The following is a 17,946-nucleotide window of genomic DNA, read 5'->3' on the forward strand; positions in this document are numbered from 1 at the left end:
CTGAGAAGCGACTGGTCAGCAGCGAATGATATTAATGCATATCTATTGTTGAGGCTATTTGTATAGGTAAGGTCATTCGTATAGGTAAGACCATTTATTTTATATAGGTACGACTCTTCTTGCATTGACCTGAATAACCATTGGCATCGCCACGTACGTAGAAACGGGACGAAACAGCTCAGAAATTCATACCTGAAGTGGCCGTGATTTTGCATTAGTTGCAGTAGCTTGGAATGGTTGCGGCAGAAAGGATGAATCAAATAGCGAGCTTTGTTATTAAATTTTATTTTGTGGAATTATTTGTCTCAAATTACGAAATTTAATTTGAACAATACCATAGTCGGGGCTAACTTTAAGTTAAATTTATGTTACTAGTTTGGTGGGTTTCAAAAAGCAGAATACTGGCGAGTTATACGAACAATGCTCCCGGTTGGTGCCCCAAAAAGAAACACCGAACGAAGAAGATGCACCGGCTTTGTTCATCAGTTTGGGTTTCAGTCTTCAAACGGCTTGTTACCCACTGAATATCAAACCCATACGAAAAATCTATTATGTTACTTGTTAATTGAGAAGGAAAGCACTATGAGCACACAAACAAAGGAAATGTTGAACGATCAAGTCAGTGTGGAGTTTTTACAAGCCTTCAGTGCCGCCTGGAACAACCATGATATCGATGCACTGATGAGCTTTGTCACCGATGACTGTGTGTTTCATACTGCGGCCGGCCCTGAAGTATTCGGTAGCACGTTCTCAGGCCGTGACGCGGTTCGAGAGAGTTTTCAGCAGGTCTGGAAAAACTTTCCGGATGCCGCCTGGCTGGATGGTGATCACTTCGTCAGCGGAGACCGTGCCATTTCCGAGTCTACGTTTTGCGCCACCAAACCGGATGGCAGCCGTATCGAAGCTCGCATGGTTGACGTGTTCACACTGAAAGACGGCAAAATTCAGGTGAAAAATGCGTTTCGTAAAGACCGCCCATCACAACTTTCCGAATGACAGCCGCTGAGTGATAACAACCGCGAACGGTGAGTCTGTTCCTGAAGAGAAGGAGTGTGAAATGAGTGTACTGGCGGATAAACAAGAACAGGATGTTGACGTCAATGTGTCATCCAGTGCGGCGGCTAACCGGCAAGAAGCCACCCCGGACGGTAATGACAAACAAGCCACCCCGGCACGAGATCAGTATGACCCGGCTTACGATCCGCTAGTGGCCGCCAATCCGGGGCAGGGACGCGATTATGCTCCGACGTACTGGGTCGGCACCGCGGGTGAGCCGCCAGCCGATGACGGCCCGATCACCAGCGATGTCGATGTCGATGTGGTGATCATCGGCTCCGGTTTTACCGGCCTGACCGCGGCCATTTTCCTGGCGGAGCAATACGGTATCAAAGCCACTGTGCTGGAAGCTAACCGCGCCAGCTGGGGATGCAGTACCCGCAATGGCGGCCAGGCGCAATGCGCTTCGGGACGCTTGAAACGCTCACAATGGATTCAGCGCTGGGGGGTAGATACTGCGATAAAGATGCACGAAGAGTGTCTGGACGGGATGGCAACCTTCAAATCCCTTATCCAGGACATCGACTGTGATCCGCAGCCGGGAGGGCACCTGTATGTCGCTCACCGACCTCGCGTCATGCCACAACTGGAAAAAGAAGCTAAGTTACTGCGGGAAACGTTCAACTACGATGCCCAGATCCTGGATGCCGACACGGTGAAAAAACAGTTTGTCGGGGATCAGGAAGCCTGCGGGGCAATGCATGAACCGGAAGGCATCGGGATTCATCCCGGTAAGCTGGCATTTGGTTACCTGAAAAAAGCCCGTGCCCTAGGGGCAACCGTGCATCCGGCCAGTCCGGTCATCGGCTGGGAAACGAAGAATGGTGTTCATCATCTTCGTACGCCGGGAGGTATTGTCCGGGCTCGTGCGGTGGGTGTGGCGACCGGCGGGTACACGTCTCAGGGGCTGCACCGCGAGCTGAAAAACCGGTTGTTACCCATTTTGTCCAACTCGATGGTGACCCGGCCACTGACTGATGCGGAAATTGATGCCTGCCAGTTCCGCACCAACCAAGTGATCACCGATACCCGGGTGTTACGTCACTATTATCGCCTGCTGCCGGATAACCGGGTGCAAATCGGAACCCGTAGCGCCATTACCGGCCGTGCGGCACCGAACCAGAAATATGAGGATATGCTCAAAGCCGATTTGACTCGTAAGTTCCCCGCCTTGGAAGGCATTCAGGTGGACTATTCATGGTGGGGTTGGGTCGATGTCAGTCACGACATGATGCCACGAATTTATCAGCCGAATCCGAAAGAATCCATTTACTACGCGATGGGTTATGGCGGCAACGGGGTGATGTACTCAGCCCAGGCTGGTAAGCGTCTGGCCCAGTGGATCGCCGGAGATGCACAGCAGCTCGACTTACCGATTTTCCAGTCACGCCTGCCGTTCCCGAATGTGCGGGAGATGGTCGAGTCGGAAGCCTTTGCGCCATTCCGCCGGTTTGGTCAGCGTTTTCTTTATCGCTGGTACCACCTGAAAGATGAAATGTGACGTGCAATGAAACCATTGAAGATGCGTATACGGAAACAGAGCACACAACAGAAGAATTAAAGAAAGACAGCACACCTGCCCGACATGCAGCCTAAACCGCTGGGGCGACTGAATGATCGGAAATTAATTTTTCGAACAATGAGTTATCTGTAACTGGTTTATCAAACGTGAACATGTAAATGGCCAGGTGGCTCACTGCCATGCTGTACCTGGGTCATTGATTGCGAAATGAATCTGCGACATGACAGAAGGGATATTTTATGACGTTTAATAAGAAAGCATTACTTCCTCTCGTGGCTGCCGTCAGTCTGGCGGTTGCTTCTCCACTGGCTCTGGCGAAAACCTTTAAAATGGCGCTGGGCGATGCGGCCGGTGGGACTCAGTATGAGCTCGGGAGCAAGTTTGCGGATCTGCTGAAAGAAAAAACCGACGGAAAAGCCGCAGTGGACCTGTTTCCAAACAGCCAACTGGGTACTGAGCAGGACACCGTCAATAACGCCGCTATCGGGCTACTCGATTTTTCTGTCGTGGCGATCAATAACGTGACGCCGTTTTCCCCTTCCGTTGGCCTGCTCACCATGCCGTATGTGATTCAGAGTGCCGATGAGGCCAAGTTGCTGACGCAGGGTAAAGTCGGCCAGCAGCTGGTGGAAAACACTATCCGCGATGCCGGGGTGCGAATTATCGGTTGGGCCTATTCCGGCTTCCGGGTGCTGACAAACTCCAAGCGCCCGGTGAAATCGCCAGAAGATCTTAAAGGGCTGGTGATTCGGGTACCGCGTAATGAAATTATGATTTCTTCTTATCAGGCATGGGGGGTTAACCCAACACCAATGGCCTGGTCAGAAACCTTCACCGGTTTGCAGCAGGGCGTGGTCGATGGTCAGGATAACCCTTACATTACCATCCATGCGATGAAGTTCGACGAAGTGCAGAAATATGTCACTAATATTCGCTACATTTTCTCTCTGGAACCTCTGATTATTAGTGAATCCGTTTTCCAGCAGCAATCTCCGGAAATGCAGCAGGCGATTCTGGCTGCCAGCAAGGAAGCCACTGAGCACAGTTTCAATTACCTGCAGGCAACCGAGCAGAAAATCCGTGATGAGTTAGCCGCGAAAGGCATGGTGTTTACCGACCCAGCCAATGGCGAAAAGGAATGGATGGAAAAGGTCACAACCGCAGTCTGGCCGAAGTACTACGCCAGCATTGGTGGCAAAGAAAAACTGGATGCTGCGCTTGAAGTGCTGGGCCGCTAGTCGCCTTTCTATGTCACGCTGATGATCAGCTCCCGCTGCCTGTCTGATTGCGCCCCGTCACCGAGTGAACGCGGGTGAATCAACCGGCAGGCAGCGGGAGTCCCTTTTCCGGAGGCTATATGTCTGTCATGCACTCTATCCGCAAGCATCTCAACAATGTTGAGGAATACACCTGCTGTCTACTGTTGGCTGCGTTTGTAATCCTGCTGTTCACCCAAATCCTTGTCCGCCAGTTTTTTGAATATTCCATTCCCTGGGGAGACGAAATCGCGACCTACATGTTTGTTTGGTTTGCTTATCTCGGGGCCGTTGTCGCTGCCAAAATGTCAGCTCATAACCGGGTCAGTTTTCACTTCAAGTTCTTTCCGCCCATTGTCAAAACCATCAGTGAAACCATCGCCGATCTGATTTGGGCCGCGTTTAACCTCTACTTTGTTTACCTCAGCTACGATTTTGTCTTCAACAAAATGAACCTGTTCTGGAAATCGCAGACCACAGGGATCCCAATGAAATACTTCTATCTGATCCTGCCTATCGCATTTTCGCTGATGACAGTCCGCATTTTGTGGAACAACTATGAGCGCCTGTTCAAAGGCGTAGAAGCCAGTGATCCGGAAACCAAGGAGCTGCAAAAAATGCAGCAGCAACAATCCATCCGGCAAACGGCTGCGCAGTAACGGCGAGGGAGGAGGAATCTCATGGAAGACTATTTAACCCTTATCCTGTTCGGTGGCTTTCTGGTGCTGCTGATTTTGGGAGCACCGATTACGGTGTCGTTGGCTGGCGCCTCGATGGCGGCCTACCTGATTCTGGATAAAAACCCGATTGCCCTGGTGCAGATTGCGTTCACTTCAGTCGGTAACTTTCCGCTGATGGCGCTGCCGGCATTTGTTCTTGCTGGTGCTTTAATGGAGGCGGCCGGGATCTCTAAACGGCTGGTTGATATTGCCGAAAGTCTGGCCGGCCCTGTGACCGGCGGGCTAGGGGCTGCCACGGTCTGTGCATGTTTGTTCTTCGGGGCCATTTCGGGCTCGGGCCCGGCGACCACGGCAGCGGTCGGGATGCTGATGGTTCCGGCAATGGTGAAGCGTGATTATGAACGCAGCTATGCCTCAGCGGTGACCGCCGCGTCTGGCGGGCTGGGAATCATTATTCCACCGTCGATTCCGATCGTGATCTTCGGGATTTCGGCAATGGGGCTGATGCCGCCACCGGAAGCGATTGCCCAGCACGGCCAGTTTGCGTCGCTGTCGATTCCCAAACTGTTTGTCGCCGGGGTGATTCCGGGGCTGATTATGGCGTCCACGCTGATTTTCACGAACTACCTGATTGCGAAAAAGCGCGGGTACAAAGGCCTGACGGAAACCTGGTCAGTCACTGATATTAAAGTGACGTTGCAGCGTGGCATATGGTCGATTCTGGCACCTTTCCTGATTCTGGGAGGGATTTACAGCGGTCTGTTTACCCCTACTGAATCGGCGATTGTGGCGATTTTTTACTCCCTGTTTGTCGGGTTCATCCTGCATCGCGAACTGGCAGTGAAAAGTATCTTTAAGTCGCTAACCACGACGACCTGGATTACCGGACGCGTACTGTTGATCCTGTTTGCAGCGACGGTATTCGGTCGTCTGCTGATTGAACAGAAAATACCGGTTGTGGTGGCAGAATCGCTGCTCAGTCTGACCGACAACATGTACATGGTCTGGGCGCTGGCCATCCTGATGCTGCTGTTTGTCGGGATGTTTATGGAAACGCTGGCCGCCATCATGATTATTGTGCCGGTACTGCTGCCCATCATGTATATGTTGGGTGCAGACCCTACACACGTCGGTATCGTGGTGGTGTGTGCACTGTCGATCGGCTTTGCGACACCACCGTTGGGGGAAAACATCTTCGTGGCATCGGGGATCGGCGGGTCAACGGTGGAGCAGATTACCGCAAGAATACATCCGTTTGTTATGGCGTCGGTGGTTGGGGTCTTTCTGATCGCGTTTTTCCCGCAGCTGACACTCTGGTTGCCGTCTGTCGTCGGCTACTGACCGGCAACCAACAGGTACAAATACATATTTAATTGGGAGCGAAACAATGATTAAAACAATGTCGCTTGCGTGGAAAGGGAGTATGGCTCTGCTGATACTGGCCGTGGCGGCGATTGCGTGGGCCAACACAGCCGAAGTGGAGCATGTCCTGAGTAAAGATGAACGACGTGCCATGGTACTGCTCAACAAAGCGGTACGGCATATCGAACAACAGGGAGCGGATGCTGTTACAGATTTTAATGCCAACCCCAACTTTATTGATAAGGAGCTGTATGTATACGCCTTGCGTGTTGACGGGCGGTTTCTTGCCAGCGGCGGGTCGTCTACCGTGCTGGCCGGCGACACGGTGCTGGACACAGTCGATGTGTTTGGTAAGCCGTTTTTCCGGGAAATGATTCAAACGGCGGTCGAGGCTGGGAAAGGGGTCATTGAATACCACTGGACCAACCCGACCGACAGCCGCGGCGAGGCGAAACGCACCTTTTTCGTCAGGGAGGGGGATATCATTGTAGCCGTTGGTTATTATCCTTCCCGCTCGACGGATTATGAGGCTCGTCACTTTCTGGATGAAGCCGTGAAAGCGATGGTGAACAATGAGCCGGAGGCCATTGAGCAGTTTAATCAGCCGCAAGGCCCGTTTGTGAAAGACGATTTATATGTCTTTGTTCTGGATATGCAGCAAGGGCAGTTTATTGCTCATGGCGCAACTCCGTCACTCGTCGGGCAATCGCATGTTGACGTGTTGAGTCCGGATGGCAAACCGGTGATTACGGAAATGCTGGATCAAGCGAGGAAGAACGGAAAAGGCGAGCTGGTGTATCAATGGCAAAACCCGACGACGGGCAACGTTGAAACCAAGCATACCTATTATCGCGTGCTGGATAACAAGCTGGTAGGGGTAGGGTTTTACAACAAGGGTAACGAGTAACAACACCCGCTTGAGCGGATTGTCGTCGCCATTCGGGTTCATATGGTTCTTGCGCTGAAGAGCGCAAGAACCATGGCTAATCCGAAATTAATCGTTGATCAGGTCATACTCGCGACGCAGAATGTCCACGATCTCAGCTTTCGGGTTTTCACTCAGTACGATTTTTTCGCCGGTGATCTTCTCAGCAATGCCGGTGTACACTCGTGACAGTTCCATCATGGCATCAACCGGCAGGTCGTTGTCACGTGCCAGCGCAAAACGTTCTTCCATGCGGTCTTTGTTCAACAGGATGTCCGGATCAGGGAAGTGGTTCAGCAGCATCTGGCGGAAACCTTCTTTCGAGTTTTCCACGATTTCACCATTGCGGTACGCCGCGCCATCCCAGATACGGGATGAATCAGGTGTGCCCACTTCATCCATATAGATCAGTTTTTCTGCGCCATTGGCATCTGTGACGTAACCAAATTCAAATTTGGTATCGACAAAGATCTGATCCAGTTCAGCCAGATCCTTGCTGATCACATTGAAACCATCTCGCAGCAGTTTTTCGTAGTGGCTGATGTCGTCTGGTGAACGGAAGTTGAACGCCGCATAGTTGTTTTCCAGATCGGCGCGGGTCACGTTTACATCATCGACTTCCGGTACTCCCGGAATACCGGTAAGGATCCCTTTGGTTGATGGTGTCATCAGTAGCTCAGGCAGCTTCTGGTCTTTTTCCAGTCCTTCCGGCAGTTCAATACCACAGAAGTTACGCTCGCCATTGGCATAGGCACGCCACATAGAACCGGTAATGTACTGACGGCAAATCGCCTCGACTTTTACCGGTTTGGCTTTTTGTACGATCCAGATGAATGGGTGCGGAATATCCAGAATGTGGCTGTCTGCCAGTCCATTGTCACGGAAACGCTGGAACCAGTGGTTGGAGATGGCATTCAGGGCTGCACCTTTTCCTGGTACGCCTTTCAGGCCACCTTCACCGTGCCAGATGCAGTCAAAGGCAGAAATACGATCACTGATCACCATGATGGCCAGCGGCGCATCCGGTTGAACATTGTAGCCTTTTTCTTTGATCAGACGACGACTATCCGCTTCTGTTAACCAGTAAACAGAACGGACTTTACCGCTGTGCACAGGTTTATCTGTACGGATTGGCAGGTCATCATTAACAGCGAGAACTTGATCAGCAAGGCTCATGGCGAATTCCTATTTCGAAAGTTAAATGAAGGGCACGGACCGTGTCACCGGGCCGCTATCAGGGCCACACCCTAAGATGCTGGCGATAATATCAGAACTTTGTGTGGCTTTCAGCAAGAAAAGCAAACGTTTGCGCAAATTTATTTTTCAGCGGGATGCCAGCGGGTCGGTCATGAAAAAATACACCAGTAACACGGGCTACCTCAGCACGAACTTGAGCTGAAAGGCTCCGGTATTTTTCCGGTTTATTGTTTGAACTGCTTTCAACGTGCTGAAATTTATTCGTCATCCCTGCGTGATATATGGCAGAATCATGGGCCTTTTTGCCGACCTGATTTGCTATGACCCGCTTTACTTCAGAACAGACCGCCTTTATTCACCATCAGCAGGGCAATGCCTTATGTATTGCCGGCGCTGGCACGGGCAAAACGACCACGCTGGTTGGGTTGATCGGCGAAAAACTACAGCATGTGTCTGCTGACCAGATGCTCGTTCTGATGTTTAACCGCGATATCCGCACTGACTTTCAGGCCAAACTCAGGGCTGAAGGTATTGATGTGCCGGTACCGGTGCATACGTTCCACAGTTTCTGCCTGCGTTTCCTGAACCAGAGCGGTTTTTTGCGCGAAACCGGTTACCGGATTGATTACCAGAGCGGGGAAAGTGACAAATCACTGGTCAAAGGTGTTCTGCGCGAGCTGGCCGGGCTGGAGAAAACCTATCAGCGTCAGCAAGTGATTAAAGACCCCAAAACCATTGAGCTGTTGCTGAGTTTTATCGGGCTGGTCAAAGCGTACATGCTTTCACCTTACGAGGTGTTTAAGCTGGCAGAAATCAACCGGGACTATCTGTTTATTATTGATGCGTACGAGAAATTCGAATCGCTCAGAAAGCAACAAAAAATCCTGTTCTTTGATGACTGGCTGGTGGAAACCGTCAAGTTGCTCGAAGGCAACGAGGTTTTGCGGCAGCAGTATCACCAGCGATGCAACATGGTGGTGGTTGATGAGTTTCAGGATATTAATACCGCTCAGTACCGACTGCTAAAGCAATTATTGGGGCCGGCAACCCAGTTGCTTGCCGTGGGTGATGTCGATCAGTGTATCTATAAATGGCGTGGCAGCGCGCCGCAATTCATGCTGAATTTTGAGCAGGATTTTGCGCCGGCGACCGTTTACACCTTGTCCCAGACCTTCCGGTTCGGGCACAGTCTGGCTCTGGCCGCCAGCCATCTGATTGCCAACAATAAGCAGCGTTTCAGCGAATTTCTGACCACGTCTGGTGAGGGCGTGACGGATACGCAGATTGTGGAGTGTGGTTCATCGCGTCAGGTTGGTGAAATTGCTCAGTCGATTCAGCAGTACCTGTCGGAAGGCGGTAAACCGTCGGATGTGGCGATTCTGGTGCGGCGCTGGTCGCAGACCTTGCTGTTTGAGCTGGCATTTCTCAGTAAGAATCTTCCATACCAGATGCCGGTGCCGTCAGTGTTGGCAAACAGTCGGGAAGTAAAACTGCTGATGGAGCTAATGAACCTGGCGACCGGTCGTTATTCCGGCTGGGAGGTTAACCAGCGAGCGTCGCTATTGTTCAGCCTGTTTTCGTTTCCTCATTGCTATGTTCCGAATAAGCTGCTGCGACCACTGTGTGAGCAACTGGCAGGAATGGAACCGCAGGGCTGGATGACGTTTCTGGGGCGATATGAAAAAGCAAACCCGACCCTGAAACTGGAAAACCTGACAGAGCGGATTGACCTGCTGACACGCCTGATGCGAAAAGGCAGTTTCAAAGCTGCGGAGGTCTTTTTGCAGTACCGCAAAGAAAGCGGCCTCGACAGCTGGATCTGGAAAACTGAAGCGACCGCTTCGGAAATTGAAGAAGCGGTGGAACGGCTCGACAGTGTGACGACAGTGCTGGAGTCGATGGATCAGAACTGTGAGAAGGCGCTGCAATACTTTGAGTATTATCTGCAGCAATCCCGATCTCATGCGTTAACCGGTAACCCGTCATCGTCTATGGGCAATCAGGCTATGGCAAATCAGGCGGTCTCACCTCAAGCTGTTGCACCTCAGGCAGGGAATGAGGGCAGTGTGCAACTGACCACAATCTTTCGGGCCAAAGGATGCGAATATAAACAGGTCTACTTGCCGTTCTGGGATAAAGACGCTTTTCCTTATATGAATAAATCGTCCGGCAGTATGGGGGCGGATATTGAGGAAGAGCGCCGACTGGCTTACGTAGCCCTGACCCGGGCAAAAGAAAAGGCGAGTGTTTATTACACCAAAACAGATATGCCATCGGGCAGTGTCAACCACACAGGTAAAGGCATGAGTGCTGTCAAAGCCACGAATGCCAGCCGTTTTGTGCTGGAAGCCAAAGTACCGATCGCGACTCAGCTTGGCCCGAAACTGTACCACGAGGGGGAGCTGCCGTATTACTCAAGCCCGGTGGTTGAAGAGTACTGCCGTCGTCTCGGGCGCGAAGAGGATGTGGTCGTGCCTGAAAAATTTCACAAAACTGCGCTGCCTAATCATCGTCATGGCTCCAATGCTAACAACAGCGATAACCACGGGAATGACAGTGGGAAGGATGAATCTTATAGCCTGAAGTGGGCGCTGGCGCAGCCCTTACCGGACAATGCGGAAAAAGTGATCACCGCCATGGTTAAAACAAAAAATGCCAAATATCTGGATGGCGAAATCGCCCGGATTATCCGTGAGTTGGATTCGACGGCATTGACCAAGAAAAAGGTGCTGGTAAACCGGTTGATCGTTGCTGCCAACGCAAGAACCCGGGTGCGGCGCTGAGCCAAATTGAACGGTGAACGGTGAACGGTGAACCGTGAACCGTGAACAAAGGCCAGAAAACACCGGGTGGTAAAGATAAAGCAAACGCCCTGAACAGACAGTTCAGGGCGTTTTGTTTTTGCACTCTAGGATGCTAGTTGAGGTTAGGGCATGTGACTGGCGTTAACCGACCAGGAATATCGCGGTCGGAATCGCCAGAAACAGACTGAGGAATGTCCGGACGAACCAGATCACGACCAGCTTCGCGACCGACAACGGAATACGCGTGGCCAGAATACAAGGGATCGACGCAGAGAAAAACAGCACGGATGAGACACAGACCACGCCTGCAGCAAAACGAGCGATGATGTCGGCGTCTGCCATCAGCAATGCCGGCAGGAACATTTCAGCCAGACCGGAGGCACTGGCACGAGCCAGTGCGGCACCGTCTTCAATGCCCCACAGGTAGGTCACCGGATAAAATGCCATCCCCAGCCAGTCAAAAACCGGCGTGTATTTGGCAACCAGTAAGCCAATCAGACCCACTGACATGATGGACGGCAGAATGCTGATCGTCATGATCAGGCCATCTCTCAAGTTCTCAATGATATTTTTAGTCAGACTAGGTGCTTTCTCTGCAACTGCAAGCCCGGTTTCCAACGCCGTTTTGATTCGGTTACCGGGTTCACAATCAGGCTCACGGTGAGTCGCATGGTTGTCCATGGTTGACAGGGGAGGAATACGGACTGTGATAGCGGTAACGATAAAAGTGATCACCAGTGTTGCCCAGAAGTAGACGTTCCAGATATCCATCAGTCCCAGTGTTTTCGCCACGATCACCATAAAGGTGGCTGACACGGTGGAAAACCCTGTCGCGATTATTGCCGCTTCCCGTGCCGAGTAATGGCCGGCAGTGAATACCCGGTTAGTAATCAGCAGGCCAATGGAATAACTGCCGACAAATGAGGCTACAGCATCAATGGCAGAACGCCCCGGTGTGCGCCAGATAGGCTGCATGAGTTTTTGTACCAGAATACCAATGGCTTCAAGCAGCCCGTAACTGACCAGAAAAGCCAGAAAGACCGAGCCAATCGGCACGATTAAGCCGACAGAGATCACCAGTTTGTTGAACAGGAATGGCAGCATATCCGGTGCCTGAAGTGCCGCCGGGCCAACGCCGGTGACCGCCAGTACCGCGGCAATAACCCCTAGCCATTTCAGCCCCAGAAATACCCTATCAGTCATGCTGTTACGCCAGCTTTTTGTGACCAGCGGGTACACCGCGCCAGCCACAATCATCGCTAATGCGTACCAGCTGGTGCCTGCGCCCAACCAGCTTTTCAGCAGGCTAACCAGGTGATCAAGCGGGATACTGGTCTTGCCGTTAAAGCTGACCGGGATGAAAAAGATGAAGATGCCCAGCGCGCTCAGACCGAACAAACGTCCATACTGTTTGGTCTGTACCTGAGAAGTGTCGTTGTACTGCTCCATGTTACCTCCTTGTTAATTGATATAAATGTATATACAAAAAAAGTGGCTTGTTATGGGTTTGTTTAAATTTCGTGATCTGTATGGGCTAATTTTTATGGACTAGTTTTTTGGTGCGGCTTTGCAGTATCTACGTGTCAGGTTTCTGGAGGCTAGCTTTGAGTTGTGGTCTGAGGAGTGTAAGTGAAGGAATCGGGAAGCGAGTTTAATTGTATAGATGATAAAAGGAAAACAGCGGAATCAATCAGCACCACTGGATGTAAAAAAAGCCCCCGAAGGGGCTTTGTCGATGAGCTTTGATGACGAGATGTCGGAGAAGGGGATGCCGCGCAGGCATCAGTAATATTCGATCCCTTCGCCTTGCTGGATGAGCGTTCCAGCTTCATTGACCAGGATTTTATCCAGATCAAACAGGGAGCCAATAGCAGCCTTACCGCGGCCACTGTTGACGAATTTACAGACCGCATCCACTTTTGGTCCCATAGAGCCCGCAGGGAAGCTGAAGTGAGACAGGCCTTCCGGCGTTGCCACTTTCATTTCAGCCTGATCCGGCTTGCCATAGTGACGGAAAATGGAACCGTCAGTCAGAATGATAAACAGATCGGCATTGATTGTTTCTGACAGCAGTTCCGCAGTCAGATCTTTATCAATCACACATTCCACGCCTTCTAGGCGCTCGCCTTCACGGCATACTGGCACACCGCCGCCGCCACAGGCAATCACGACGTTACCGGCTTTTAACAGCGTTTCAACTTGTTGCTTTTCAACAATGGCTTTTGGCAGCGGTGAAGGCACGACGCGGCGGAAGTAATTACCGTCGGCTTTAAAGATTTTGTCGGAACATGCCATTAATTCTTTGGCACGCTCTTCGGTATATACCGGGCCAACAAATTTAGTCGGATTGGCAAATGCCGGATCATCTTTGCTGACTTCGGTTTGAGTGACCAGTGTTGCCACTGCAAGGGACGGATCAACGTTACGCAGTTCCTGTTGCAACATATAGCCCACCATACCACATGTCTGCGAACCTAATACGTCCATTGGGTATGGTGTTGTTTCCGGAGAGTACTCCTGATAAGCACTGTTTTGTTCCATTAATAAGCCGACTTGAGGGCCGTTGCCATGCACGATAACAATTTCGTGCTCACGGGCAATGGCCGCGATACTCGCTGCCGCTTTTTGGATATTTTCTCTTTGGTTTTCTGCTGTTAATGCCTGGCCTCTCGCCAACAGGGCATTGCCGCCCAGAGCTAGTACTATGCGCATGATCGTATCTCCGCCGGGAGGAGTGAATCTCCAGCCCGTATTTGCTTTTTATTATTTGATATAGGGTATTTTTTATTTATCGCTCTTGGCGATTTAGACGTAGGTTAGAGAATTTATGGCGGGCTAAATGTGATAATTATCTTGTTTTTGTGCCAGAGATTTTTCAATCAAATTTAAAAATCAGTAAAGCACTGCCTAATTATCCGATAAAGAAATTATACAGGACTTAATATAAGTAATTATTAACAATACCCATGCGAGCAAATCGAATATTATTTCCGGTTTCTTTAATGAAAAAACTGATAACGCGATCACATGTAAAAACTGAACATTAAATATACCTCAATTTAGCTGTTAAATTAATGTTGCGTATAGTTGGGTTCAATCAATGTTTTTCCTGATGATAACGGGGTGAACTTGGACTTAGAAATCGGTGATGGGGTATTTATAATTGAATACCTTGTTGTCTAAACCAGGAACCGATACGCAAGAAATACAGACGATAATTATTTTTATTAATAGTGTTATTTTTAATTTAGCGCTTACTCTGTCTATTTAGAAGCTGATCTGGGACTGGCTATGAACGAGGTGAATGATAAATTTATCTACATTATCATTATCGTGTTCTTCGGAGTTCGGTGATAGGTCATCAATAGTTGTTGGAATTTGCTTTCAAAAAATAATGTATTTTTTCTCGAAAATTTGATAAAAATACGCTTTCTTTAAGGAAGCTTAGGCAGGGAAGAGTAACAATCATATGAATTTTGAGTATGTCTAGCTTTCAGCGTTTGTTTTCCTTTTCATTAAAAACCATTCTGCTTTTCATTTTTTTGAACTGCTCATATTCTGTCAGCGCTACCGTTGATGCAAATTCCACTTGTCTAAAAGATTTGTCTAAAAAATTAGACGCCAGTGAACAACAATACCTGAATTTTTATCTTTTAAGCCAGATAGACCCGAGCGCTGCTATTAAGTTATTGCCGCAGTCGAATAACGCGGTCAAGGCGATGCCTGCCTCCCTCATGGCTAAAGCATTACTCCTGTTAGGAAAGTTGCGGATAGAACAGTCGGGTAACGGCAATCGTGAATTAGCTAATCAGTACCTGGAAGCTCTGGATAAGCTTGCGGCCCAGTCTCGCTCTCGCTGGCTGAAACTGGAAGTTGAGTATCGTGAAGCGACCATTTTGGTTGATGAAAACGAGTTTGCACTGGCACAAGTCAAACTAAAAAGCGTGCGTGATGCAGCATTAAAGCAGGGCCATAGACACCTGTATGCCAGAAGTCTGAAGTGGTTGGGCAATATTGACGTTGATTTGGGGGCTTACGAGTCAGCATTGACGAACTATGAGAGGGCCTACCAGACTTTCGAACAATGCGGTGATCAGCAACAATTGATCCTAATCCTGTCAAACATTGCATCTCTCTATATCAACATGGAAGAGTGGCATCAGGCCGACTCGTACATTAGTAGGGCATTTGATCGATACGACAAGGAAGGTAGCGTTCACCCGATCATCGAGTCGGTGTTGCACATTAACGCGGCGGAGATTGAACAAGGTTTGGATAACATTCAACGCCGAAAAATGCATGTTGATCGGGCAATTGAATTGTCCGATAAAGTCAGCTCTCTACGTGTGCAACTTAATGCTCTGGTGAATCTTTCCTCGTACTATCTTGATACTGGTAATGAGGAAGCGGCACTAAAGGCTGCAAATCAATGTTTTGAGCTGGCATCTGGGTATAGCGGTGGGAATGAACTCAATATCGCGCTTTGTCATGAAAGTCTGGCAGACAACTATCTTTCTTCTGGGTGGCAGGAGTTGGCGCTTGAACATGGCTTAACGGCGTTGTCCATCTATGAAGCGGAAAATGACGTTTTGCGTAAGAGCAGAACCTACCTGACGTTGGCAAAAATCTATGAGTCAAAAGGTCAGTTTGAAACGGCACTGGCATTTTATAAACGTTTTTCTGAAGACAACAAGAAATTCCTTTTTGATATCAGGCAGAAAGAACTCTATGCCCTGCAAGAGCGCTTTGATGCCAATGTGAATGAAAAAGAAATTCAGTTGCTGAAAAAAGAGAAAGAATTGGTGGAATTACGTCTGGCTGAAAAGAAAGCAAGCGAAGACATTTTACGCCTAGGCACAGGGTTGATCATCATAGTGCTGTACGTGATGTATCGTCGGTATCGGATGGTGACAAAGCGAAAGCGATTGTTAGAGAAGTTTAACGCTGAGTTGCTGACACAAACGAATCAAGATGCACTGACAGGGCTTCACAACCGCCGATTTTTGGAACAGTGGCTGAATCGTCAGTCCAAAGCCTCATTCCAGTACGGGTATCTGGTGTCAGTTATTGATATTGATCACTTCAAGAAAATCAATGATGAACTGGGACATCAGGTCGGTGATGAGGTGCTGGTGGAGATTGCCAATCGACTGAGAAAAGCGGTGCGTAAAAACGACATTGTCGTTCGCTGGGGTGGTGAAGAGTTTGTGCTGGTTATGGCGTGTCAGCCTGAAGAATGTGATGCCTGTTTGACTCGAATTCTGGATTGTGTCCGCTCGAAAGATTTTGAACTCAGTTGCACTGATTTACCTGTGACTATCTCTATGGGGGCGGTATATACCAATGAACCCACTCAACTGTCGCTGTACTGGAGTGAAATGCTTGTCAGGGCTGACAAAGCTTTGTACGAGGTAAAACGAAGTGGGCGAAATGGCTACCAGTTCAGCGAGTTAGAGCACGAGAAACGAACGCCATAGCTTTCAGAATAAGGTGTTGATCTGGGCTTGGATATACTTCTGGTTCTGACAATGTTTGATGGAACCAGCCGCTGCCGGAGTGTACTTCTATGCTTGTTCATCGGAGTGTTGAAACGGCTGCGGCTGCGGCTGCGGCTGTGAAGTCGTCCCGCAACTGACTGTATTCAGCCACCCCCGAAACGTGCCAGCGAGCCCATTGGCAACTGGCACGGATGTATTTTAGTTCAGGGTAGTTGAACCATCTAAGGACTACGCTGAAACGTCTATGAACCAAGATGGCGCTGCTGTCTCCGCTTTATGTTGCCTCTGGCAACCAGATTATCCATCAGTGGTGCGAACAGGTTGGCAAACAAAATCGCCAACATAATCCCTTCCGGATAAGCAGGATTGATGACCCGAATAAAGACCGTCATAACGCCTATCAGCAAGCCATAGGCCCATTTTCCCTTATCGGTGAATGCCGCGGAAACCGGGTCGGTCGCCATAAAGAACATCCCGAATGCAAACCCTCCCAGTACCATGTGCCACCAGAAAGGCATGGCAAACATCGGGTTAGAGTCTGAACCAATTAGGTTCAACAGCGTGGCGGTAACGGCCATCCCTAGGAAGACCCCGGTGACGATACGCCATGAGGCAATGCCCATGAACAGAATGAAGGCACCGCCCAGCATCAGAAATAATGTGGAGACTTCACCAATTGAGCCCGGCAGATTCCCAACGAAAGCATCCATCCAGATTAAGGGTTCACCGGTTACATTGTGGATTAGCGCGGGTTGACCAGCATCAGCCCATTGTGACAGGGCCGTTGCACCGGAAAAGCCATCCGCAGCGGTCTATACCTGACCACCGGAAATCTGGGCCGGGTAGGCAAAATAGAGGAAGGCTCGCCCGGCTAAAGCGGGATTCAGAAAGTTTCGGCCTGTTCCCCCAAATATCTCTTTGGCGACCACGATACCAAAACTGATCCCGATGGCGGCCTGCCACAATGGCAGGGTTGGCGGTACGATCAAGGCAAACAGCATCGAAGAGACAAAAAATCCCTCATTGACCTCATGTTTTCGCACCGAGGCAAAAAGCACCTCCCAGAATCCACCAACGACAAAAACAACCGCATAAATCGGGATGAAGTACATGGTGCCGAGTAACATTTTGCTGGCCCAGCCCGCTTCTGCGGTTAAGCTGCCGCCCAGAGCCATAGTCAGCCCGTAGCGCCAGTTTTCAGCAGCGAGTGCGTTGATGTCTGTGGCAGAATACAGGCTCGACAGCCCCAAAATAGTTTGATGCCCAATATTGTAGAGTCCCCAGAACAGAGCGGGGAATACGGCCAGCCAGACCATGATCATAATGCGCTTGAGATCAATGCTGTCCCGAATATGGGTTTGCTGTCGGGTGACGAGTCCCGGCGTGTACAGAATGGTCGCAACGGCCTCATACAAGGCGTGCCATTTTTCGTATTTGCCACCGGGTTTAAAGGCCGGTTCCATGTTTTCCAGAAAGGATTTGATGCTCATAGTTAGCCCTCACGTTTTACCGCATGTAAATTGGATAGGAATGGGCTGAGTGGTGAGCAATTCATTTATCCTGAAGTATTGAACTGCAAATCTGGCAGAAACGATCACTGCCGTCCGGTTAAAAATCCCCGTTTGGCTGGGATGAACCATACTTGT

At 49.9% G+C, this 17,946-nt stretch carries 11 protein-coding genes and 1 pseudogene; 8 read left to right on the top strand and 4 right to left on the bottom strand.

Annotated features, from left to right (window positions below; all coding sequences use genetic code 11):
• Positions 1–582: 582 nt before the first annotated feature.
• The 6 genes from C9I92_RS13375 (at position 583) to C9I92_RS13400 (ending at position 6,783) form a co-directional block, all read left to right on the top strand.
• Positions 583–996, top strand: coding sequence for a nuclear transport factor 2 family protein (locus C9I92_RS13375; protein ID WP_047883579.1), 414 nt, complete (start codon positions 583–585; stop codon positions 994–996).
• A gap of 61 nt (positions 997–1,057) precedes the next feature.
• On the top strand, positions 1,058–2,557 hold the full coding sequence (locus C9I92_RS13380) for an NAD(P)/FAD-dependent oxidoreductase (RefSeq protein ID WP_047883580.1): 1,500 nt from the start codon (positions 1,058–1,060) through the stop codon (positions 2,555–2,557).
• A 350-nt stretch (positions 2,558–2,907) separates the two neighbouring features.
• The gene (locus tag C9I92_RS13385) at positions 2,908–3,816 is read left to right on the top strand and encodes a TRAP transporter substrate-binding protein (RefSeq protein ID WP_373689495.1); all 909 of its coding nucleotides are present in this window, start codon (positions 2,908–2,910) and stop codon (positions 3,814–3,816) included.
• A 119-nt stretch (positions 3,817–3,935) separates the two neighbouring features.
• A complete protein-coding gene (locus C9I92_RS13390) occupies positions 3,936–4,493 on the top strand; it encodes a TRAP transporter small permease (protein ID WP_047883582.1) in 558 nt (185 codons plus the stop codon).
• Between the two features lie 21 nt (positions 4,494–4,514).
• Positions 4,515–5,855 (top strand): TRAP transporter large permease, encoded by a 1,341-nt coding sequence (locus tag C9I92_RS13395; protein WP_047883583.1) that lies wholly within the window; start codon positions 4,515–4,517, stop codon positions 5,853–5,855.
• Positions 5,856–5,901: 46 nt separating this feature from the next.
• The gene (locus C9I92_RS13400; protein WP_107193860.1) at positions 5,902–6,783 is read left to right on the top strand and encodes a cache domain-containing protein; all 882 of its coding nucleotides are present in this window, start codon (positions 5,902–5,904) and stop codon (positions 6,781–6,783) included.
• An 87-nt stretch (positions 6,784–6,870) separates the two neighbouring features.
• On the opposite strand, the gene C9I92_RS13405 is transcribed toward C9I92_RS13400, so the two are convergent.
• Positions 6,871–7,977, bottom strand: coding sequence for a phosphoribosylaminoimidazolesuccinocarboxamide synthase (locus C9I92_RS13405; RefSeq protein ID WP_047883584.1), 1,107 nt, complete (start codon positions 7,975–7,977; stop codon positions 6,871–6,873).
• 341 nt (positions 7,978–8,318) lie between these two features.
• Between C9I92_RS13405 and C9I92_RS13415 the strand changes: the two genes are divergently transcribed.
• Complete coding sequence (locus C9I92_RS13415; protein ID WP_047883586.1) at positions 8,319–10,781, top strand: ATP-dependent helicase; 2,463 nt, start codon at positions 8,319–8,321, stop codon at positions 10,779–10,781.
• Positions 10,782–10,943: 162 nt separating this feature from the next.
• Here the strand turns inward: C9I92_RS13415 and C9I92_RS13420 are convergent, their stop codons facing one another.
• Positions 10,944–12,251, bottom strand: a complete 1,308-nt coding sequence (locus C9I92_RS13420) for a YjiH family protein (protein ID WP_047883587.1) — start codon at positions 12,249–12,251, stop codon at positions 10,944–10,946.
• Positions 12,252–12,584: 333 nt separating this feature from the next.
• Positions 12,585–13,514 carry a carbamate kinase gene (locus C9I92_RS13425; protein WP_047883588.1) on the bottom strand — a complete coding sequence of 310 codons (930 nt, stop codon included), beginning with the start codon at positions 13,512–13,514 and terminating at the stop codon, positions 12,585–12,587.
• A 770-nt stretch (positions 13,515–14,284) separates the two neighbouring features.
• Between C9I92_RS13425 and C9I92_RS13430 the strand changes: the two genes are divergently transcribed.
• Positions 14,285–16,279: a GGDEF domain-containing protein gene (locus C9I92_RS13430; RefSeq protein WP_047883589.1), complete on the top strand. Its 1,995-nt coding sequence runs from the start codon at positions 14,285–14,287 to the stop codon at positions 16,277–16,279.
• 263 nt (positions 16,280–16,542) lie between these two features.
• Here the strand turns inward: C9I92_RS13430 and C9I92_RS13435 are convergent.
• A pseudogene (locus C9I92_RS13435) lies at positions 16,543–17,790 on the bottom strand (NADH:ubiquinone reductase (Na(+)-transporting) subunit B).
• Positions 17,791–17,946: the final 156 nt, after the last annotated feature.

Origin of the sequence: Photobacterium ganghwense, from assembly GCF_003025595.1 — a bacterium.
GTDB classification, from domain to species: Bacteria; Pseudomonadota; Gammaproteobacteria; order Enterobacterales; family Vibrionaceae; genus Photobacterium; species Photobacterium ganghwense.